Source organism: Lysobacter sp. TAF61, assembly GCF_052113485.1.
Classification (GTDB): Bacteria; Pseudomonadota; Gammaproteobacteria; order Xanthomonadales; family Xanthomonadaceae; genus Lysobacter_J.
Genome location: NZ_JBFRDH010000001.1, coordinates 94,420 through 114,862, shown reverse-complemented (window position 1 = coordinate 114,862; position 20,443 = coordinate 94,420). Strand labels below are relative to the sequence as shown.

Here is a 20,443-nt window from a genome sequence, read left to right as displayed (position 1 = left end):
GGTCAGATCACGATCTCGTTGTTGACGTAGTAGTAGAACACCGCGCACGACAGGATCAGGCCGAACCGCAGCAGCAACGGGTGACGCAACGCGGGCAGGCGGCTGTGGCAGATCACGGCGGCCACGATCAACGATGCCGACAGCCAGGCCGGCAGCAGGTAGCGGTTGGAGAAGAAGCCCCAGCCCACTGCGAAGAACGGCAGCATCATCACCAGGTAGATCGCCGTGCTGTTGCGGATCTTCTCGCGGAATTCGGGCTTGACCAGTGGCGACAGCACAAACGGCAGGACATACCAGAAGATCGAGAACACCGCGAAATCGATGCGGACGCCGGAACGGGAATGGCTGTTCTCGGTGTAGGTCATGACCAGTTCGTAGAGGGCAGGCACGCCGGCCCTGACGATCGCCATCGACAGGCCGCTGACATAGAGGACGAATGCGACCAGCGCGACCAGCCGCTGCGTCCTCGCACCGAGCAGGAGCACCGGCGCGAACAGCAGATAAAGGAACGACGACATGTGCAGGCTGCTGGCAAGCAGTCCGAACAGCACAAAGGCGCCCCAGCGACGCTGCTGGAACGACAGCAGCGCGGTGAAGACCAGCAAGGCTGCGAGGCCCTGGCGGACGGTGTTGATGGAGGCGTTGACGAACATCGGCGAGATGAAGAGCAGGGTCAGCGCCACGACAAGGAACGTCAGGTAGCCGCGCTCACCGCCGAGCGAGCGGAAGTACTGGTGCGTGGAGACGACGACGGTGCCGAGCAGCAGGGCGAACAGCGCGGTCTGGTAGCCGATCACGCCCATGCCCAGCTTCCACAGCGCCAGGCTGAGATAGACGAATCCAGGCTCCAGGCGCGTCTCCATCGACTCGCGGCCCAGCGCCTCGAAGAAGCCGGCATAGGTCATGGTGTCGGTGCCGATATCCGCAGCCCGGGTACCGACCAGCCAGCAGGCGAAGACGGCCACTGCAGCCAGCAGCAGCATGCTCAGCACGTTCGCGCCCACGGTTTCGGCTGCGCGCCGTGGTCGCAGGTGCAGGTGGCCCATGCCGCCGACAGCACTCATGACGTGGCGCCGTCCGCTCGCCATCGACGCATGGCTGCAATCAGGCGCTGCCGCGCCTTGCGCGCGAGCCCGAACGTGCGCGCGAACAAGTGCTCCGGCAGCGTGACCAGTCCCTGCCTCAGCAGCTCAAGGCGGACTTCGCGACCGGCCTTGTGCATGGCCGCCAGATCCTGACTCAGTCCACCGGCGCCGTAGTTGGCTTTGTGCCAGTACGCCAGGGTCTGATCGAGCTTGGCGCAGCGGAACCCGGAGAAGCCGATCTGGCCCCACAGCAGGAAGTCCTCGACGCGGCGGAAGCGCTCGTTGAAGCGGAACGGCAGGTCGCGGCGAAGCACGACCGACGCCGTCGGGAACGGATTGCTCAACAGCAGGCGCCGGCGCGGAACGATCGTGGTCTGCGCCGATACCGGTGACGGCGGGGCGGGCAGTTGGCGATCACGTACTTGCATGCGGTGCGCTAGCAGGGCAATTTCCGGATCATCGCGCAGCGCCTTCATCTGCAACTCGATCTTGGTGGGGCACCAGGTGTCGTCCGCATCCAGGAACGCCAGGTATTCCTGGCGGGCGCGATGCCAGCCGGCATTTCGCGCGCGCGACGGACCGCCGTTGTCGGGCAGGGCGACGATCTCGATCCAGCCGCGTGGATAGCTGGCGGAGACGAAGTGGAGCATCTCGAGCGTGCCGTCATTGCTGAAGTCGTCGACCAGCAGCACCTGCGCCGGCGCCATGGTCTGCTCTGCTACCGAGGCAACCGCTTCTGCGATGGTGTCGCGGCAGCGATAGCACGGAATGATCACGCAAACCGGGGCGACCGAAGGCGAGGAGACTTCGCGGTTCATGGCATCGTTCCGGCGTGCGATGGAGGGTGGCGCGCCGGTTGTGCCGGGCGTTGGTTCGGCCGTGGTCGATCGGGCCGGGGAATCGTTGACCATGGTGCGCATTGGAATACGTCCTGGGCCTGTTGCGCGTATACGGACGGTGAAACGCGTGGTCGCGCATCGGGATCGTTCAGCATCGTGGTGATCGCGGTGACGAGATCCTCGCTGCCGTGCGCGGTACCGGTCACCCGCAAGGCCTGCGGAAGGCCGATGTCATCGGCGAAATCGGTGCATTTTGGGTGGTAGTCGACGATCGTGAATGGCACGGCGCACAGATAGGCGACGATCGCACCGTGAAGACGTGCGCTGATGAACGCATCGCATCGGCAGATGTCGCGCACCGTCGCCAGCGGGTCCTGGCCGCGATAGAGATTGAGCTGGGCATTGATGCCGCGGGCGCGCAGCCGCGACTGCATGGCCTCGGCCAGCGCCTGGTCGCCATGTTGCGGGTGTCCGTTGAGACTGAACACTTCGACCTGCAGCGGGCAACGCAGGGCGATCCGCGCCAGCGCCTCCGTCGTGGCGTCCTGCCAGGCGCTCATCGTCGGTGCGGGATGATCGTCGCGCGGTGTGTAGCGGCAAGGGGCGATGCCAATATGCAGTGGGCCTCCGCGTCCGGCGCGCATGCTCGCGCGTGCAGGTCCGACCGGCATCAGCAAGGACAACAGCCCGGCGAGGTCGCGTCCGTGGTGGGTGACCCGCTCAAGTCCCAGGCGCAGCGCCAGGTCGTAGGAGCGTTGATCACGCACGGACAGGTACGAGAATTGTCGCGCGTAGTCGGCGACCACAGCTTCATCGGAATCGTTTGCGAACGGACCCATCGAAACGCCCACCGCGGCCAGCTGCAGGCCGCGCCGGCGATGTGCCCGCAGCATCAGCGGCTTGCGGAACGACTCGCGCGCGGTAATGACCGAGCCGCCGCCCATCACCAGCACATCGTTGCCTTGCAGGCCGCGAACGAAGCTCAGCAGGCGGCTCACCTTGCCGGCGGCGCCGGCGCTGCCATAGAGGTCCAGAGGCAACTGTCGCGGCCAGGTGCTGGCGCCATCGAGGTCGGTGAGCGCCGGGCCAACCAGGGTCGGCTCAGCGTTCCAGTACAGGCGCGATGCCGCCGTGCACAGCAGCCCGAACAGATCGTCGCCGAAGTTGCGCATGCCGTAGTAGCCGGTGAACCCGACCCGCAGCTGGTCTGTCATGGCGGTGTTGTCTCCGGATCGGGTGCGGCGGTGGCGGTGGCGGAAGGCGTGGCAGGCTGTCTGACGATCCGGCGAACGCCCAGGACCATCAGCAGCAGGAGCGTCGCCTCGGCGACCACCGTTGCCCATGCCGCACCGATGCTGCCAAAGCGCGGAATCAGCAGGCAGGTCATGGCGATCGCGACCACGGTGGCCGCAAGCATTGCCAGCACGCGATAGCGCATGTGGCTTTCGGTCAGCAGCGCCGACCCGACCGAGGTCGAGAGGAAGCGGATAGGCGCGCAGATCGCGAGAATGCCCAGCAGCACCACCACGTCGCCATACGCCGGGCCGAACGCCAATGGCACGAGCCACGGCGACAGCAGCCACAACGCAAGTCCCGTGGCCACGCCGATGCCGAGCATCGCCACGTTGCCAAGGCGGTAGACCTGCCAGAAGCGTGGCTTGTCGTGCACGGCCCAGCGATGCAGGCGCGACAGCAGGAACTTCTGGTAGACGGTGGCCGGAAACAGATACAGCGCCGTCATCACCGCCAGGGCCACGCCGTAGTGTCCGGCCTCGGCGTTGCCGCCCAGATACTTGAGCAGGACGGTGCTGACCTGGAAGAACACCGGATAGAGCGCTGCGGCGACGCCATAGGCCCACGCCTGCGACCACAGCTGCCACGCACCGGGCGGGTCGGCCATCACCTGCTGCGCCGGGCGCGGCCCATGTCCGATCAGCTGCATGCCACCGCGCTTCATCGCACGCAGCTGTGGCAGCGCCATCGCCGCGATCAGCAACGAGATCAGACCGTAGCCGAGCGCGACCTGGCGCGCGTCGATGCTGGCAATTCCCACCGCCAGCAGCGCCACCGCCAGCCGCCCCGATGGCATCAGCAACTGCCAGCCGGCGAGGGCGCGGTGCCGTTCCTCCAGGCGCAGCTTGCTGCCCACCAGGTCAACGGCGAAGGCACCGACAATGACCGGCGTCAGCAGCATCAGTGTCGCCCGCGTGTCGTTGTCGACGGGGCCGCCCCACCAGGCCCATGCCACGACTGAGACAATCGCCAGCACGGTGGTGACCAGGCAGAAGCGGAAGGCCGGGCGCAACCAGCGATCCGCACCCCAGCCCTCGCTCCCGTACGCCTTCAGACGGAATTGCGACAGCCCGAACCCGGCCAGTGGCGCGAGCATGGTGACCGTTGCCAGCGATGAGGCGAACAGGCCGTACTGCGCCGGCCCGAGTCGCCGCGCAAGCACGACCTGGGCGAGGAACACCATCGCCGCGCCGGCCGCGGTCGCCAGCCAGAGCAGGGAGATGGCCATCGCGGCCGGGCGCCAGCGTTGCGCGACCATCGGTCTCATCCGGCCACGGGCGCGCGTGCCTGCAGCGGCACGGTCAACAACTCTTCGTAGACATCGAGGGTGCGACGGATGACGATGCGCTCATCGAACTGGCGCAGGGCCCGTTCGCGGGCGTTGGCGCCCAACGTGGCGAGCAGCTCGCGGTCGTCATCGAGTTGCGCGAGCAGGTCGGCCAGCGACTGCGCATCGCGCGCAGGCACCCGCAAGCCGTCGCTGCCGTGGTCGGTCACGACCTCGCGGCAACCGGGCAGGTCGGTGGTGATCAACGCCAGTCCAGCGGCGGCGCCCTCGATCAGGCATCGCGGCACGCCCTCGCGGTAATAGCTCGGCAACGCCATCACGTCGACGGTGGCCAACAGGGCGGGCATGTCCTCGACGTGACCGAGCCACCGCAGCAGTCCCTCGTCCTGCCAGGCCTGGGCTTCCTCGGCGGTGATGGAGTGGGGATTGCCCGGGTCTGGCGTTCCTGCGAGCAGGAACTCGATATCGCGCCCGCCCTGGCGCAGCAGGCGCGAGGCCTCGGCAAACTCGGCGACGCCCTTTTCGCGCAGCAGTCGCGCTGCAAGTAGAACGCGCAGCGTTCGTCGACCGTCGTCGCGTGGCGTTGGCTGGAAGCGCTGGGTATCGACGCCGGAGCTGCGGATCAGGCGGATCTTGTCGCCCGGGACGAGGCGGGCATCCACCAGCGCCTGCGCGTCGTCGGGGTTCTGCAGAATCACGCGCGAGTGACCGTGACCCAGCGTGGTCCGCATCAGGGTGCTGACAATCGGCCGCAGCATTCTTGCCTTGAAGCTGTCGCTGGCGAACACGTAGCCCATGCCGGCGACGGCGTTGATGACCGCAGGTATTCGCGCCATCCGTGCCGCCATCGCGCCGTACACCGCGCATTTGACGGTGAAGTTGTGCAGAAGGTCTGGTCGCTCGCTTCTCAGCAATCCCACCAGTTCGCGTAGCGTATGCAGCTCGCGCAGCGGGTTCAGGCTCGCCCGGTCCATGGCAAGCTGCCGCCAGCCGATTCCGTGCTCCTGGAATCGTTCGCCAAAATCGCCGGGTGGCGAGACCATCACCACTTCGGCGCCGTGTGCCCTCAGCTGCAGGGCAGTCGACAATCGGAAGTTGTAGAGGTACCAGTCGGTATTCGCAAAAAAAACAATACGCATCGGCAAGCGGAGTGCCGTGCATCGCCGTGCTGCTTCGGTTCGCGATGCAGTGGCACTGTTCGATGGAGGGATAAGGATTGTATCGATGCAACCTTGCCAGGCTGTAAACGACACGATCACTTTCCACATCCGCGCATGAACGAATCCGGCAAGGCGCACGGGAGAGCACGCCATAACGCATGCGGCCGGCAAAAGCCGGCCGCGTGCGTCATGCAGATTTCAGGATCGTTACTTGGCGTACTGGTTGGTCGTCACACGCAGGTCGACGCAGTCGGTGGTGGCCTGGATATGGGCGCCGTTGCCGTTGTTTCCGTCCACCAGTCCAGTCATGGACACCAGCGGGTTGGTGGCGGTGCTCACCCCGTGCATGCGCGTGTGATTGTTGCGGAACGTGTTGCCACTGACCTGGTAGGACTTCGTCGCCGAGCGCAGCATCACGCCCATCAGGTAGTTGTGCTGGAACTTGTTCTGGGCGATGTATCCACTGACCGGCGCGATCGTCAGGATTCCGTAGCCGCCGTTGTATTCGACCGTGCAACTCTTGATGGTGACGCCGTTGACGCGCTTGTAGACCTGGATGCCGTTGCCCTGGTTCTTGCGGATCAGGCAGTTCTCGATGTGCACCGTCGTGCACGTGCCCAGGTCGTCGGCGTCGGGCTCGATGTCGATGCCACAACCCGGGTCGATGCCGGTGTTGTTGCTGAACTCCGAATCGTAGACCTTGACCTCGCTGGAACGTCCGATCGACAGACCCTGGCGGCGGTTGCCGGTGGAGACCACGTTGGCGATGACGATGCCCTGCGAAGGAACGGTGGGCTGGTTGGTGACCATGGCGCCGCCGATGGAGATGCCGTCGCCCCAGCACTTGGAGAGGTGGATGTCGCGGATGGTCACGCGCGAGGAACCGCGGACCATGATGGCGTGGCCCCATTCGCCGGTGGTGCCGAGGTGGTTGTCGCGGTCGCCGACGATCTGACCGCCGGAGATCTCGACGTCGCTGACCTTGTAGACCATGACCACGTAGGCGCGCTCGGCGCTGTTGCGCTTGGCGGCCAGCTTGGCGCCGTCGGCCAGTTGCAGGTGCATGCGGCTGCGCAGGCGCAGGTTGCGGGTCGGGTCGATGACGTAGGTGCCGGCGGGGATCAGGATCGTGCCGCCGTCGGAGGGCAATGCGTCGATGGCCGCCTGGATGGCGGTGGTGTCGTCGTGAATGCCATCTCCGTACGCGCCGCGGTTGCGGACGTTGAGCACGGCCGCGCCGCGTGCGCGTGTGGGTGGCGCATAGGCCGCTTCGACACTGCTGCCAGTGCCGGCGAGCGCACGCGAGATGCCGGTGGCGGTGAGTACGCCCGGAACCGCCGCAAAGAGGGAGCGGCGGAGGAAGTCGCGGCGGCCGTTGTGGGCATGCTCGCTGGTGGTGCGCGTGACGCGCTTGAGTCTTCTGTCTTTCACGTATGGGGTTCCTGGGCCAGCCCCTGTCCGGCCGTGCTTCGAAAGTTCGCAGCCGCGCGTTTGAACGTGCGCCGCTTCGTTCGTCACTTCACACTCATTTTCGTGACTTGCGCGAATCTAGCGCAGCGATGCTTAACTGCAGGCTCCGATTGCCATATCTGTGCGCGTGCGCAAGAAACGAAAGCATGCTTGTTCAGCTTGAGCCGCATTCAAGTTCATGACTGTGCATTCATTCATGAACCTGTAGAGGCGATTGCGCGGAACCGCCCGGGCACGGCGGGCATCGACTAGTTGCGATAGCTGTTGTCGTCGGTGACGTGGATCGCCTGCGCTTCCTCGGCAATCGATACATGCCTGTTGCGCGGCAGCGACTTCCTCGACTTCGCGCTGTAGGCCGGCCCGTTATCGGCGAACTCGTTGCGACTGACCGATATCTCGCGCGCCCCAGGACGCAGGCTGACGCCACCCAGGGCGTTGTCGCGGATCAGGTTGTCTCGGATCACGCAGGCACTGGCGGCAATCGCCAGCACGCCATGGCCGCGATTGGCTTCGATCGTGCAGTCGCGGATGGTCACGTCCGATACCCGCTTGAACAACTGGATGCCGGCGCCCTGGTTCCTCGCCACCACGCAGTTGCCGATGATCACATCGTCGGCGACGTCGCCCGCATCCGGTTCGACATCGATGCCGCAGCCGGGCAGGGTGCCGCCGGTGTCGCTGAAGGTCGAATCGTAGACGCGGACACGCCTTGAGCGGCCGATGGTCAGGCCCTGGCGACGGTTGCCGACGCACTGGACGCGCGCGATCACCACGTCGCGGCTCGGCACGATGGCACCGTTCCCCGTCCTGGCCCCACCAATGGAGATGCCATCGCCCCAGCAATGCGAGACATGCACGTCGCGGACGGTGACGGCCGATGCGCCGCGGATCATGATCCCGTGGCCCCATTCGCCGGTGGATCCGTGGTGCGCGTCGCGCTCGCCGATGATGCGGCCGCCGGAGATCTCGACGTCGCTGATGGCCTCGGCGGTCAGCACATGCGCGCGTTCGGCCGCGTTGGCCTTGGCCAGCAGCCGCGCGCCCGGCGCCAGCTCCAGGTGCATGCGACTGCGCAGGCGGATGCTCCGCACCGGATCGATCAGATAGTCGCCAGCGGGTACCTGGACGGTGCCGCCAGTGGCAGGCAACGCATCGACCGCACTTTGAAATGCGAGCGTGTCGTCGTGCCCGCCGTCGCCCTGTGCTCCGTGCTGGCGCACGTCGATCCGCGTCGCCCCGCGACCGCGCGCGGGCACGTTGCCGGAAGCACCTGCAGCCGCACCACCCGGGATGGCGAACGCCAGCGGAAGCAATGCGCAGCCGCGCAGCAGCACGCGGCGGCCGTGGTCAATGGCTGGCGGCATCCGTCTGCGCCTGTGCAGTGCCATCGGCGCCATGCAGTGCGGCCTGCCTGCGCGATTCCAGCCACGGCAGCACGATCGCCAGCAGGTAGAACTTGGACGCGTGGTACTTGTTGTCCAGGCGCTTTCGATTGCGCTCGAGCCAGCCGCCGGCGCCCGGCAGCAGGTCGCGAGACTGGCGGGCGAACTCCAGTACCTGGTCGAAGCGTTGCTGCGCCAGACCGCGCAGGTCGAAGCGAAAGCTGCCCTTGCCCTGCACGTAGGGAAGCTCGCCGAAACGGGTGGCGATGTGCTGGCGAATGAGCAGTTTGTTGAGCTGGGTCTTCGGGTCGACCTTTTCGTAGCGGGGCACTTCGCGATGGATCCATTCGCGCAAGGTGAGATCGCAGAACGGGTACGCCGCCTGCAGCGACAGCGCGCTCGCGGTGTACAGGCCCTTGGCGAAGGCGCCGGCCGAACCGGCGATCGATGTCGACATGTCGCGCCATTCCGCCGGCGTGGTGGCCGATCCGATCTCGTCCAGGAACAGGTCCAGGCGCTGACGCGATTGCCGCGCGATGTCGCGGCCGAACAGTTCATCGACCTCGTCATCGCTGAAGCGCGAACCGGGGAAGACCCGCTCGATCGGATTCATCTGCAGCGTGCTGAGCAGGTAGCACAGGCGGAAGCTGCGATCGACCAGCGGCAGTTCCGCCACCCGCGGCGACAGGTTGATGTCGCGTGCCAGGCGCGCCAGCAAGTGCTGGCGACGGTTCATCGGCGTGCCGAAGTAGCTGTCGGCGCCGAGCCCGTCGATGATGCCGTCACCGCCGCGGGCCGCGACCTCGGTGCCCAGGTCGACGCAGGAGAGCAGGGCGAAATCGGCGGTCAGCAAGGGCATCCGGTCGACCGCCGCCAGATAACGGTCATAGGCGCGGGCGGGGTCGCAGACGAGCACTTCGTGGCGCAGGCCGAGCGTGCGCGCGACATGCGACGCCGATTCGACCTCGTTCTCTTCGCGTCCGCCCAGGTAGGTGATGCAGGTCGTGTCCGGCCGGGCCTCGGCAATGGCTATGGCCAACGTGGTGGAGTCCTTGCCGCCGCTCTGCAGCAGCCAGGGCGCGCGCATGCCCGCGCAACTGCGACGGATCGAATCGCACAGCAGGCGGTGGTAGCCGCCGACCCAGTCCTGGTCGAAGCGGGGCTCCTCGGGCACTTCGCCGGCATTGCGGAACTTGAAGCGGAACTGCGGCGATTCATGCATGTCGTCACGCGGGCAGAATCCGAACGTCACCAGGCGCACGCCCTGCAGGATCGAGAAGGGCGGATAGACAAAAGCATTTCGCAGCAGGTCGGCGACGGAGACCAGGTCGACCGGCGGCGATGCGGGCGAAGCGAGCGGCGAAAAGTCGGGAATCCCGTAGTACGGCGACATCGTGATCTGGGTTCGCATCGGCCTCACCTCGCCGCCGTCGGGTTACGAAGCGGCTGATAGTCGTAGTACGAGTAGGTGTATTGGCCCGAGCCGTGCTTCTGCACCGCGTTGAAGATCGCGCCGCGCACATCGACACCGTTCTGCTCAAGGCGCTGCTTCGCCATGGCGATCTCGCGTTGCTGGTTCAGGCCCCAGCGCACGACCATCAGGCAGGTGCCGACGTGGTGGCCGATCACCGCCGCATCGGTCACTGCCAGCACCGGCGGGGTATCGATCACGACGACGTCGTAGATCTCGGCCAGCTCTTCGAGCAGGGAACCGAAGCGCGGGTGCATCAGCAGTTCGGAGGGATTGGGCGGGATCGCGCCGCGCGAAATGAAGGTCATGTTGTCGGTGCCCGGGACCCGGCGCAGCGCCTGCTCCAGGTCGATCTGGCCGGAGATCAGTTCCGACAGGCCGCCTTCCGAGCGCACGCCGATGGCGTGGTGCAGGGTGCCGCGACGCATGTCGGCATCGATCAGCAGTACGGTCTGGCCCGCCTGGGCGATGGTCACGGCGAGGTTGGCGCAGACGAAGGTCTTGCCGACGCCGGGACTGGGCGCGGCGATCATCAGCATGTTGTTCTTCATCTCCAGTCGCGCGAAGTGCAGGCTGGTGCGCAGGCTGCGCAGCGCCTCCATCGCCAGGTCGGTCGGCGAGCGCAATGCCAGCAGGCGCTGGCCGTCGCGGCGGAAACGGCGCGGACGCGTGGCGATCTGGTGGCCCTTGGCGCTGAAGGGGATCGAGGCGTAGACCGGCAGGCCGAGCAGTTCGATGTCGACCGGATCTTCGACGCCGCGCTTGAACATCTGCCGCAGCAGCACGAAGGCGACCATGAACATGGCGCCGATCAGGGTGCCGCCGGCCACGACCAGCAGCGGTTTCGGCCATGCCGGGCTGTCCATGTTGACGTCGGCCGGGTCGATCACGCGGGCATTGCCGATCGCGCTGGCGCGGGCGATGTTGAGCTGCTGCGCCTGGTCGAGCAGGTTGGCATAGGTCGCGTTGGTGACTTCGACGTCGCGGTTGAGGCGGAACAGGCCCTGCTGGGTGTCGGGCAACTGGCTCAGGCGCGACATCAGCTTGGCCTTCTCTGCCTGGAACTGGCCGATCTGGCGCTGCAGCGACTCATACACCGGATGGGCGGTGGTGAAGCGGCTGGCGATGTCGGCGCGCTGCACCAGCAACTGCTGGATGCTCGCGTCCAGGGCGATGCTCTGGTCGAGCAGGGCCTTGTTCTGGACGGCGACGTCGAGCGTGCCGGTGCGGCTCTGGAAGTTGTTGAGCGCGGCCTGCGCGTCGGCCAGTTCGCGACGTACATTGGGCAGCTGCTCGGTCACGAACTGCAGGCGCTTGGCGGCCTCGGCGGAATTGCGCGCGACGTTCTGGCGGGAGTAGGCCTGGGTGATCTCCTCGAGCACCTGCTTGGCCCGCACCGGATCGGAGTTGGAGTAGGTCAGGGCGATCACGCCGGAGTTGCGGCCCTGCTCGGTGACGGTGATCTTGCTCTTGAGGTCGGCCATGATCGCCATCGGGTTCAGGCGCTTGACCTCGAAGCGCGTGCCCGGATTGGCGGCCAGCGTCTTGACCTCGATGCTGGCGCCGCCGCCGCTGACCGGACCCTGTCCGGCGCGCCCCTGCAGCATTGCCTTGCCGTCGGGGTCGAACAGCGTGAAGCGGCCGCGCTCTCCGGCGACCAGCTGCAGCGGCACGTCAACCAGCGTATCGGGGAGATCGAGTCGGCCCAGCTGGATCTTCTCGCCGCCCCAGCCGTACTGGTTGAGGCCGAACATCGGCGCAGCCAGCGCATCGGGTTGTACGAGCTGCTGGCCACGCGCCAGCAGATCGCCGATGACCGGTACGCGCACCGGCTTGGCGGAGATGTCCAGGTCGAGCTTCGTCATCGCTTCGCCGAGCACGCGGCGTGAGGTGAGCAGCTGCGATTCGGTGGCCGCCGGGGCATCGATCGACGGCGGCGCCTGCGGTGCATTGCCGGCGCTCAGGCCCGGTACCGTCGGTGGCCGGCTTTCAACCTGCACCACGGCGTTGGCTTCGTACTGCGGCGTGGCCAGCAGCACGTAGACGGCGCTGACGGCGAAGAACAGCATCGTGCCGAACAGGATCGACCACTTGTGCTCGCTGAGCGTGGTCACGAGGGTCGGGATGTCGATGTCGTCTTCCCGGATCGTGGTGGCGGGGACCGAATAGGCGGAATCGGCCTTGGTCATCAGATGGGTAGCCATGATTCGTCACCATTGCGAGCGAAAGGGGGAGGTGAGAGGGCGGGGCGGCGAGGCGTCATGAGGCCTCCCACGCGCTACCGATGCCGTGGTGGTTTGGCGAACCTGCGTCCTGTGACAGGGTTCCTGGGAGGTGGGCTACAGGACGCAGGACCGCCAAGGCATCGGCGATGCGCTGGCACGCATCGCCTTCGTCGAGGTCGCCGGCGGCGATTTCCGGGGGCGTCAGCGGCGGATCGCGGCTGAGCAGATGCAGCAGGTTGTTGCAGATGGAGTCCGGATCGGTGCCCAGCAGATGGATGCGGCCATTGCCCTGCACGTCACGGTGCGGCTGCAACGCCAGCAGCGGAACCGCCATGGCCATCGCCTCGACCTCGATGTCGCGATGGGCGAAGGCAAGGTGTGCGCGTTCGAGCAGGTAGACCGACGCGAGGTAGTCGGGCTGCCCGATCGAATGCATGTTGGGCGGCAGCTGCGCCGGATCGAGGCCGTGCACGTCCAGGTCGACGCAGACCACGTCGATGTCGGGGCGCTCCATCGCAACCTCGAGGAGCGAGCCGACCACGAGATCGGCGTGGTCGTCGGCGAATCCGCCGGCAAGCATCAGCAGCAATGGATGGCCACGACGCAGGAACCCGTAGCGCAGGCGCAGGTCGGTGCGGCAATCGGCGTCCCAGCGCAGGTGGTCCAGCGCCGCGCGCAATGTGTCGATCGCCGTGTTGCCGGCGACGAGCACGCGATCGGCGGCGACGCCTTCGGCGACCAGCTGCCGTCCCGTGGTCGTGCTCGGCGCGACGTGCAACGCCGCCAGTGCGCGGGCGATGCGTCGGCCGGGATCGTCGCCGGGACTGGCGGCAACGTCGGTCAGGCCGCTGTCGATGCATACCACCGGTACGTGCCGATAGTGCGCCGCCAGCGTGGCGGCAAGCGTGGCGGGCGTGTCGCCCGGCACCAGCACCAGGTCGGGCTGGACGTTGCTCATCACGCGCTGAAGGCTCCCCAGCGCGTTGGAGGTGGTCTCGGCGGGGTCTTCGCCGTGGGGCACGTCGAGTTCGACGTCGGCGACGAGGTCGAACAGGCTCAGTACCTGCGTTGCGCTGCGCTCGGGAACCGCAGTCACGCAGACGGTCGATTCGAAGCGGCCATCGCGTGCCAGTTGCTGCGCGATGGGCGCGATGTGGACGGCATCGGGCGAGTCGGCAAGGACGCACAGGGTCCTCATCGGCGCCACCGCGGCCGTGGTCTGCTCCTGGCCGGCCTCGGGATTGGTGCGGCTGGCATGGACCGGGACGGGATCGAACAGATCGTCCTCGAAGCGCGCCAGTTCGGTGATGAAGGTGGCTTCGTGCTCGTTGCCGCTGAAGGCCATGACCAGGCCCACGCCGTTGCCGGGCAGCGGCGAGGGCCACACCGTGCGCACCCTGGCGAGCAGTTGCGGCGTGCCCCAGACATGCGCGGCGAGGACGGCGAAGAACGCCACCAGGCTCACCATCTCCGGCGCATTGCGCAGGGCATAGCCGATGAACACCAGTACGCCGCTGACGCCGAGCATCGCCAGCAAGGCCATCCGCGGCTGCAGGCCGGTGTCGAGCAGCAGGTGATGCAGGTGCTGGCGATCGGCGCGGAACGGCGACCGGCCCGCGCGCATGCGCCGGTACATCACCGCCGCGGTGTCGATCACCGGCAGGGCGACGCACCACAGCACATCGACCGGCGCCAGGCGCTCGATGCGCTCGTGGCTCATGTAGATCAGGCTCCAGGCCAGCAGGAACCCGATCAGGGTGCTGCCGGCGTCGCCCATGAAGATCTTGCGGCCGTCCGGCCAGCCCAGGTTGACGAACAGGTAGGGGATCAGCGCGAAGAACAGCACCTGCAGCAGGAACACCACGCCCGGCATCGACCACGGACTGTCATCGAACAGCATGATCGCGCCGATGCTGACCATCGCCACGGTGGCGGCGAGGCCATCGATGCCGTCGAGCATGTTGAAGGCGTTGATGAGGCCGATCACGGCAACGATCGTGAACGGAATCCCGAGCACGCCCAGGCCCAGGCGATCGGCTCCAAACAACTGCCCCAGGTCGTGCACGTAGTAACCGGACATGGCGATCACCAGCCCGGTTGCGCCGGCTTCCACCAGCAGTCGCGCACGCACGCTCAGGTCGCTTGCGTCATCGAGTGCGCCGGCCACGACGATCAGCGCCGAGGCGGCCATCAGGCTGGTGACGAACCCGTCGAAGTATCCCAGATAGCTCAGTCCCACCACCGTGCCGATGAAGAAGCACAGGCCGCCGATCAGCGGGATATGGCCGCGGTGGTGCTTTCTGCCATTGGGCTTGTCGACCAGTCCCATCCGGCGCGCCCACGGGCGCATGGAGAAGATCGCGAAGAGGGTGACGGCCAAGGCAATGGCACTGGCTGCGACTAACTTTGGATCCTTCATGCACGCACCTCGGAATGAGCCTTGGGTGTTGATTCCGTGTGCATGCGCACCCACAACAACCACATCGCTCCTGGCGCGGGAAATTCTTCGTGCGTGTGGGCGTCAATGCCGTTCCGCCGCGCCAGGTACCGGCACGAATCTAGGTGCGCGTTGTTGACGGACAGATGAAAGCACGCCGATTTATTTGAACGAATTCGCCGCCGTGCTTTGCGAAGGTTCAGTTCGATGAATGGTTCACTTCATCTCTACAACGATGAAGCGTGTTTGTTCGAACAGGTCACAGACGCGATCGCCATTGCTCGATAGCGGCATCGATGAGCTCGTACGCGCGATCGAATTTTTCCTGTGCGCGACGATGCGGATCGGCGATGTCGCGGCCATCGGTCCATCGCGAGAACAGGTGAACCCGGCCGCGAAGCGTGGGCGAAAGCGCCAGCAATGCGGCCACCTGGCGCTTCTCCATCGCCAGCACCAGTTCCGCGCGGTCGATGTCGGCGATGGTGATCTGGCGTGCGATGTGATTGCTGGCGCTGAGCCCATGGGCAAGCAGCGTGCGTTCGGCGGCGGCGTCGACCGGGGATCCCGTCATTGCCGCAAGGCCGGCCGAGTCGATCTCGGCGTCGGCGAGGCGATGACGAAACATCGCCGCCGCCATCGGACTGCGGCAGATGTTGCCCTTGCATACGATCAGGATCATGCGATCAGGCATGCGCGTTGCCGGCGAGCGCGGTCGCTAGGCCGGCGGCACGGTCTGGCGCACGCGGGTGAATCCCTCCCACGGATCGGCCTTGAGCGAATCGGCACGCCGTGCCGCCTTGCGCAGGTCGAACGCGCCCGCCTGGCGGATGCGGGCGAGTTCCTCCCAGGTGACCGGCATGCACACCGGTGCGCCGGCCCTGGCGCGCAGCGACCAGCTGGCGACGCTGGTGGCGCCGCGCGTGTTGCGCAACCAGTCGATGAAGATGCGGCCCTCGCGCGCGGCCTTCGAGGCGTGGGCGATATAGCGCTGCGGCGACGCGGCGACCATGGCGTCGGCGAAGGCCTCGCAGAACGCCTTGGCCTGTGCCCAGTCGGCCTTCGCGCGCACCGGCACGACGACGTGCAGTCCCTTGCCGCCGGACAGGCGCACCCAGCTGCGCAGGCCGGCCTCGGCCAGCCGGTCGCGGACATCGCGCGCGGCTGCCTTGACCTGTGCCCAGGTGATGCCTTCGGCGGGATCGAGATCGAAGACGAGGCGATCGGGGTGCTCGACGTCGTTGGTTCTCGCGCCCCACGGATGGAACTCCAGGGCATTCATCTGCACCAGGTCGAGCAGACCGTCCAGATCCTCGATGTAGATGTAGTCGCCGGTGCCCGACGTTTCGCTCAGGGTGATCGAATGGACATTGGCGCCGAGCGAATCGGCTTGGTGCTTCTGGAAGAAGCACGCGGCATCGGCGCCGTCCGGGCAGCGCAGCAGCGACAGGGGTCGTCCGATGATCTCCGGCAGCAGCCAGCGTGCGACGACGCCGTAATAGGCGGCAACATCGCCCTTGCTGATTCCGGCATCCTCGTAGACGACCCGATCGGGACTGGTCAGCCTTCGTGCTGTCATGCGGGGACTTTCCGATGCCGCATGTTGGCGATCGGTGAAAGGGCCTGGCTGCGATTCAGTTGGCGCGAGGGCGGCGTACTGCCGCCATCGCCCCTAGCATCACTGCCGCATCAGGCGGCGGTGTCCACCAGGACCAGCTCGACGTCTTCCAGCGCGGTCACCGTGAGCGTGCGCTCGTTGCGGACCGCGGCGCCGTCGCGCGCTTCCAGGCGCACGCCGTTGACCTCCGCCGTGCCCTTGGCCGGGACCAGATAGCCGAAACGCTCCTCGCCCAGCTCGTACTGCACGGTCTCGCCGGCGGCAAGGGTCAGGCCCAGCACCCGGGCATCGGCACGGATCGGCAGCGCGTCATCGTCGCCCTCGGCACCACTGGCCAGGACCACGAAGCGGCCTGCGCGGTCGCCCTTGGGGAAAGGCTTGGCGCCCCAGGTCGGAGCACCGCCGCGCTGGTCGGGGATGATCCAGATCTGGAAGATCCGGGTGGTGCCCGGCTCGAGGTTGTACTCGGCATGCTGGATGCCGGTGCCCGCGCTCATCACCTGCACGTCGCCGGCTTCGGTGCGGCCACGGTTGCCCAGGTTGTCCTGGTGCGTTATCGCGCCTTCGCGGACGTAGGTGATGATTTCCATGTCCGAGTGCGGGTGCGGCGGGAAGCCGGTGTTGGCGGCGATGGTGTCGTCGTTCCAGACACGCAGCGCGCCCCAGCCCATGCGCCCGGCATCGTGGTAGCTGGCAAAGGAGAAATGGTGCTTGGCGTCGAGCCAACCGTGGTTGGCTCCACCCAGGCTGTTGAAGGGCCGACGCTCGATCATGGTGAAACTCCTGTGGGGGACCCCGTGGCAATCACGGGGGATCCGCTTGACCGACAAGATAGGCGCCCGCGAACAGGATTAGAATGGAACCAATAGAAAAGGATCGTTTCCAGAATCGACATGCAGAAACTGCCCGACCTGGAGGCCTGGGCGATCTTCGCCAAGGTCGCCGAAACCGGATCGTTTGCCCGCACCGCGGCCGACCTCGGCCTGTCGCAGGCCACGGTGTCGAAGGCCATCACCCGGCTGGAGACGCGCCTGAAGACGGTGCTGTTCCATCGCACCTCGCGGCGGATGTCGCTGACTGAAAGCGGCCGCGGCGCGCTCGAACGCGCCACCCGCATTCTCGCCGAAGGCGAAGCGGTGGAGGCGGAGGTCACCGCCCAGGCCGCCAGTCCGCGTGGCCTGGTGCGGCTCGCGGTGCCGATGTCGTTCGGCGTGGCGCACCTGGCGCCGGTGTTGCCGGAGTTCATGCGGCGCTATCCCGACATCGCCCTGGAAGTCGACTTCGACGACGGTTTCGCCGACCTCGTCGGCGGGGGCTTCGACCTGGCGCTGCGGATCTCGGCCCTGGCCGATTCCAGCCTGCTTGCGCGCAGGTTGTGCGGCGTGCGCGTGCTGCTGGTGGCCACGCCCGAGTACCTGGATGCACACGGCCGCCCGCGCCATCCGCGCGACCTGGCCGACCACGCCGCGCTGTTCTACACGCTGTCGCGCTTCGGCAATGCCTGGCGGTTCCAGCATCGCAGGCACGGCGATTTCTCCATCAGCGTGCAGGCGCCGCTGCGCGTCAACAATGCCGAGGCGATCAATCCGGCCCTGCTTGCCGGGCAGGGGCTGGCGCTGCAGCCGGAGTTCCTGGTCTGGCGCGAGATCAAGTCCGGCAAGCTCGAAGTGGTGATGCCGGACTGGTCACCACCGCCGATCGCGCTGCACGTGGTGACACCACCGGGGCGGATGCGTCCCGCACGCGTGCAGGCGCTGATTGACCACCTCGTACGCAAATTCGAAAAGGCGCCGTGGGCCGACTGCAGCGAGTGAGTCGCGTGCTGGTTTCGTGAAGGCGACGTGAGGAACGCTATCCGACCAAAGTCCAAGCCCGGTATTGCCGGCCTTCGGCGTTGGAGCAGGCAGGAAGCATCGTCGTCCGGCACGGAGCCGGTGACGATGCCGGTCACTGCGCTGAGGAGTTCCTCATGCACGTTGCCAAGGGTTGGTGGTGGCTGGGGCGCGCAGGCCTGTGCCTGCCGTATGCCTGGAGCGGCGTGACCAAGCTGCTGGACTTTCCCGGCGCCGTTGCCGAGCAGGCGCACTTCGGCATGATTCCGCCGGAGCTCTTTGCCGCGTGCGTGATCGTGGTGCAGCTGGGCGGTTGCCTGCTGGTGCTGTTCTGCCGCGGCCGCTGGCGCGCCGGTGGTGCGATCGTGCTGGCCGCCTTCACCGTGCTGGCCACGGTGATCGGCCATGCCTACTGGACGATGTCGGGGATGCAGCGCCTGTACACGCTCAATTCGTTCCTCGAGCACGCCGGGCTGGTCGGCGGATTCGTGCTCATCGCCGCGCAGGCCCTGCACAAGGGCGGGGTCGGTGGCGACGAGGAGGAAGAAGAGGAAGAGGAGGAGTGAGGGAATCGGCGCGGGGATCGCGCCGCCTCATTGCCGCGACGACGTCAGTCGCCGGTACTGCGACATATGCCGGATCGCCTGCCGCGGCTGGTCCAGCGCTTCGTGCAGGAGCGCCAGGTTGTAGTGGCAGTCGGCGAGGGCGGGGTCCTCGCGCAGTGCGGCCTCGTAGGCCTGGATCGCTTCGAGCTTGCGGTCCATGTCGTCCAGCAGCACGCCCAGGTTGTAGAACAGCAGCGGGTCTTCGCCGCCGTGGGCGACTGCCTCGCGATAGACCTGTTCGGCTTCCCCGAAACGGCCGAGCTCGTGCAGCAGGCGACCCAGGTTGATGCGTGCATCCTGGCGTGCCGGCTCGGCGGCGATGGCGCGTCGATAAGCGTTGATGGCCGCCTCACTGGCGGATACCTCGGCGGGCATCGCCCGTTCGGTCGAGTCGGCCGTATCGACCGTATCGACCGCGCCCATCGCTGCGACCTGCGCCGACGAAATGGCCGCCGGCTCGATCACCCGCAACGACCCCTGCGCGGGATCGCCTTCGAATGCCAACACGTATTGCCCCGATTCGGCATGCCAGCGGCTGCCGCCTTCGCGTACGACCACGTGGTCGGCGACCGCACCAATGCTCAGCCCCGACAGCGGCATCTCCTCGGGCAGGCGGCTGCGCAGTTCCTTCAGCGAACGCAGTATCCGCCGCTGCGGCACGTTGGCCGCAGCCAACGCCTGCGCGGTACGCAGCACGATCAGGTCCTGGAACGAGAACAGCCAGGCATTGCGCGGCCCGCGCGTGGGCGCCACGAACCCGGCCGCGACCAGCGAGCGGATGGCACTGCGGGGCAGGCGGAGCAGTTTTTCGACATCGCGCATGCCGTAGTGATGCATGTGCGGTTACTTCGCCCTCTTGGCAACCTTGCGCTTGGCCGGCGCCGCTTCGGCCTCGGCGGCCTGCTTGGGCGGTTTGCGCCCGCGTGTCGCTGCCGGCGCCGCGGCCTTGCCCTTGGCAGGGGCGGCGCCCTTCTTCTCGAGGCTGGCGCGAAGCGCTTCCATGAGGTCGATGATCTGCGCGCCACCGCCTGGTTCCTCGGCGACGGTGATCTGCTCGCCTTCGACCTTGCGCTGGATCGCCGCCTCGACGCGCTCGCTGACCTCGTCCTTGTAGGCGCTCGGATCGAAGCGGCTGGACGCCTGCTGGTCGATCAGCTGCTGGGCGAGCTTGAGCTCGGCGTCGCGCACGTCGGTCTTGGGAATGTCGAGGTCGCCGATGGAGCGGACCTCGTTGGCGTACAGCAGCTGCTGCATGACCAGGCCGTCGTCGACCGGGCGGATCATCACGATGTGCTGCTTGCCATGCGAGGCCCAGGTGCCGACCGCGCATCGCTTGGATTCGCGCAGCGCCTTGGCGAACAGCGCATAGGGCTTGGCGCCGCCCTTGTCGGGCGCCAGGTAGTAGGCCTTGTCGAAGTAGACCGGGTCGATCGAGGAGATCGGCACGAACTCGGTGATGTCGGCGCTGTGGGTGCCGGCCTCTTCGAGCGCCTTGAGCTCCTCGGGCGTGAACATGACGTACTGGTCCTTGGCGAACTCGTAGCCTTTCACGATGTCGTTGCGCGCCACCGGGATTTCTTCCCTTGCGCACACGTACTGCTGCTTCAGGCGCGATCCGCAGCCCTTGTGCAGCAGGTTGAAGGAGATCTGCCGGCTGGCCTCGGTGGCCGAATAGAGCTTGACCGGTATGGACACAAGACCGAATGAAACGGTCAGCGACGCAATCGAACGTGCAGCCATG

Annotated in this window: 16 protein-coding genes and 1 pseudogene; 2 read left to right on the top strand and 15 right to left on the bottom strand. The window is 66.8% G+C overall.

Going from position 1 to position 20,443, the window contains the following annotated elements:
* Positions 1-2 precede the first annotated feature (2 nt).
* From AB4Y64_RS00555 to AB4Y64_RS00495, 13 genes and pseudogenes are all read right to left on the bottom strand, one after another.
* Positions 3-1,064 (bottom strand): EpsG family protein, encoded by a 1,062-nt coding sequence (locus AB4Y64_RS00555; RefSeq protein ID WP_441814515.1) that lies wholly within the window; start codon positions 1,062-1,064, stop codon positions 3-5.
* Positions 1,061-1,903 (bottom strand): glycosyltransferase family 2 protein, encoded by an 843-nt coding sequence (locus AB4Y64_RS00550; RefSeq protein WP_441814514.1) that lies wholly within the window; start codon positions 1,901-1,903, stop codon positions 1,061-1,063. Before AB4Y64_RS00550 ends, AB4Y64_RS00555 begins: the two co-directional genes overlap by 4 nt.
* Positions 1,900-3,138 (bottom strand): polysaccharide pyruvyl transferase family protein, encoded by a 1,239-nt coding sequence (locus AB4Y64_RS00545; RefSeq protein ID WP_441814513.1) that lies wholly within the window; start codon positions 3,136-3,138, stop codon positions 1,900-1,902. The genes AB4Y64_RS00550 and AB4Y64_RS00545 overlap by 4 nt, the downstream gene beginning before the upstream one ends.
* Complete coding sequence (locus AB4Y64_RS00540) at positions 3,135-4,475, bottom strand: lipopolysaccharide biosynthesis protein (RefSeq protein ID WP_441814512.1); 1,341 nt, start codon at positions 4,473-4,475, stop codon at positions 3,135-3,137. Before AB4Y64_RS00540 ends, AB4Y64_RS00545 begins: the two co-directional genes overlap by 4 nt.
* 5 nt (positions 4,476-4,480) lie before the next feature.
* Positions 4,481-5,644, bottom strand: coding sequence for a glycosyltransferase family 4 protein (locus tag AB4Y64_RS00535; protein ID WP_441814511.1), 1,164 nt, complete (start codon positions 5,642-5,644; stop codon positions 4,481-4,483).
* Positions 5,645-5,872: 228 nt separating this feature from the next.
* Positions 5,873-7,096: a right-handed parallel beta-helix repeat-containing protein gene (locus tag AB4Y64_RS00530; RefSeq protein WP_441814510.1), complete on the bottom strand. Its 1,224-nt coding sequence runs from the start codon at positions 7,094-7,096 to the stop codon at positions 5,873-5,875.
* Positions 7,097-7,383: 287 nt separating this feature from the next.
* Positions 7,384-8,499 (bottom strand): right-handed parallel beta-helix repeat-containing protein, encoded by a 1,116-nt coding sequence (locus tag AB4Y64_RS00525; protein ID WP_441814509.1) that lies wholly within the window; start codon positions 8,497-8,499, stop codon positions 7,384-7,386.
* Positions 8,483-9,928 carry an asparagine synthase-related protein gene (locus tag AB4Y64_RS00520; RefSeq protein WP_441814508.1) on the bottom strand — a complete coding sequence of 482 codons (1,446 nt, stop codon included), beginning with the start codon at positions 9,926-9,928 and terminating at the stop codon, positions 8,483-8,485. Before AB4Y64_RS00520 ends, AB4Y64_RS00525 begins: the two co-directional genes overlap by 17 nt.
* A 5-nt stretch (positions 9,929-9,933) precedes the next feature.
* A complete protein-coding gene (locus tag AB4Y64_RS00515; protein WP_441814507.1) occupies positions 9,934-12,192 on the bottom strand; it encodes a polysaccharide biosynthesis tyrosine autokinase in 2,259 nt (752 codons plus the stop codon).
* Positions 12,193-12,247: 55 nt separating this feature from the next.
* The gene (locus tag AB4Y64_RS00510; protein WP_441814506.1) at positions 12,248-14,632 is read right to left on the bottom strand and encodes a UDP-N-acetylglucosamine 2-epimerase; all 2,385 of its coding nucleotides are present in this window, start codon (positions 14,630-14,632) and stop codon (positions 12,248-12,250) included.
* Between the two features lie 277 nt (positions 14,633-14,909).
* A complete protein-coding gene (locus AB4Y64_RS00505) occupies positions 14,910-15,329 on the bottom strand; it encodes a low molecular weight protein-tyrosine-phosphatase (RefSeq protein WP_441814505.1) in 420 nt (139 codons plus the stop codon).
* A gap of 36 nt (positions 15,330-15,365) precedes the next feature.
* A pseudogene (gene ligD, locus AB4Y64_RS00500) lies at positions 15,366-16,211 on the bottom strand (non-homologous end-joining DNA ligase); the annotation flags it as partial.
* Positions 16,212-16,336: 125 nt separating this feature from the next.
* Positions 16,337-17,038: a pirin family protein gene (locus AB4Y64_RS00495; protein ID WP_441814504.1), complete on the bottom strand. Its 702-nt coding sequence runs from the start codon at positions 17,036-17,038 to the stop codon at positions 16,337-16,339.
* Positions 17,039-17,158: 120 nt separating this feature from the next.
* Here AB4Y64_RS00495 and AB4Y64_RS00490 point away from each other — a divergent pair, with 120 nt between their 5' ends.
* The gene (locus AB4Y64_RS00490) at positions 17,159-18,079 is read left to right on the top strand and encodes a LysR substrate-binding domain-containing protein (protein ID WP_441814503.1); all 921 of its coding nucleotides are present in this window, start codon (positions 17,159-17,161) and stop codon (positions 18,077-18,079) included.
* 155 nt (positions 18,080-18,234) lie between these two features.
* Entirely contained in the window at positions 18,235-18,663 is a 429-nt protein-coding gene (locus AB4Y64_RS00485) for a DoxX family protein (protein WP_441814502.1), read from the top strand.
* Between the two features lie 27 nt (positions 18,664-18,690).
* Here the strand turns inward: AB4Y64_RS00485 and AB4Y64_RS00480 are convergent, their stop codons facing one another.
* Complete coding sequence (locus AB4Y64_RS00480; protein ID WP_441814501.1) at positions 18,691-19,539, bottom strand: tetratricopeptide repeat protein; 849 nt, start codon at positions 19,537-19,539, stop codon at positions 18,691-18,693.
* Positions 19,540-19,545: 6 nt separating this feature from the next.
* Entirely contained in the window at positions 19,546-20,442 is an 897-nt protein-coding gene (ku, locus tag AB4Y64_RS00475; RefSeq protein WP_441814500.1) for a non-homologous end joining protein Ku, read from the bottom strand.
* Between the last annotated feature and the right edge of the window lies 1 nt (position 20,443).

What these genes read in the sequence shown, in the direction of transcription:
- ku (WP_441814500.1), bottom strand. Translation starts at nt 20,442, where the DNA reads ATGGCTGCACGTTCGATTGCGTCGCTGACCGTTTCATTCGGTCTTGTG.
- AB4Y64_RS00545 (WP_441814513.1), bottom strand. Translation starts at nt 3,138, where the DNA reads ATGACAGACCAGCTGCGGGTCGGGTTCACCGGCTACTACGGCATGCGC.
- AB4Y64_RS00485 (WP_441814502.1), top strand. Translation starts at nt 18,235, where the DNA reads ATGCACGTTGCCAAGGGTTGGTGGTGGCTGGGGCGCGCAGGCCTGTGC.
- AB4Y64_RS00535 (WP_441814511.1), bottom strand. Translation starts at nt 5,644, where the DNA reads ATGCGTATTGTTTTTTTTGCGAATACCGACTGGTACCTCTACAACTTC.
- AB4Y64_RS00510 (WP_441814506.1), bottom strand. Translation starts at nt 14,632, where the DNA reads ATGAAGGATCCAAAGTTAGTCGCAGCCAGTGCCATTGCCTTGGCCGTC.
- AB4Y64_RS00550 (WP_441814514.1), bottom strand. Translation starts at nt 1,903, where the DNA reads ATGAACCGCGAAGTCTCCTCGCCTTCGGTCGCCCCGGTTTGCGTGATC.
- AB4Y64_RS00540 (WP_441814512.1), bottom strand. Translation starts at nt 4,475, where the DNA reads ATGGTCGCGCAACGCTGGCGCCCGGCCGCGATGGCCATCTCCCTGCTC.
- AB4Y64_RS00555 (WP_441814515.1), bottom strand. Translation starts at nt 1,064, where the DNA reads ATGAGTGCTGTCGGCGGCATGGGCCACCTGCACCTGCGACCACGGCGC.
- AB4Y64_RS00480 (WP_441814501.1), bottom strand. Translation starts at nt 19,539, where the DNA reads ATGCATCACTACGGCATGCGCGATGTCGAAAAACTGCTCCGCCTGCCC.
- AB4Y64_RS00515 (WP_441814507.1), bottom strand. Translation starts at nt 12,192, where the DNA reads ATGGCTACCCATCTGATGACCAAGGCCGATTCCGCCTATTCGGTCCCC.
- AB4Y64_RS00520 (WP_441814508.1), bottom strand. Translation starts at nt 9,928, where the DNA reads ATGCGAACCCAGATCACGATGTCGCCGTACTACGGGATTCCCGACTTT.
- AB4Y64_RS00505 (WP_441814505.1), bottom strand. Translation starts at nt 15,329, where the DNA reads ATGATCCTGATCGTATGCAAGGGCAACATCTGCCGCAGTCCGATGGCG.
- AB4Y64_RS00495 (WP_441814504.1), bottom strand. Translation starts at nt 17,038, where the DNA reads ATGATCGAGCGTCGGCCCTTCAACAGCCTGGGTGGAGCCAACCACGGT.
- AB4Y64_RS00490 (WP_441814503.1), top strand. Translation starts at nt 17,159, where the DNA reads ATGCAGAAACTGCCCGACCTGGAGGCCTGGGCGATCTTCGCCAAGGTC.
- AB4Y64_RS00525 (WP_441814509.1), bottom strand. Translation starts at nt 8,499, where the DNA reads ATGCCGCCAGCCATTGACCACGGCCGCCGCGTGCTGCTGCGCGGCTGC.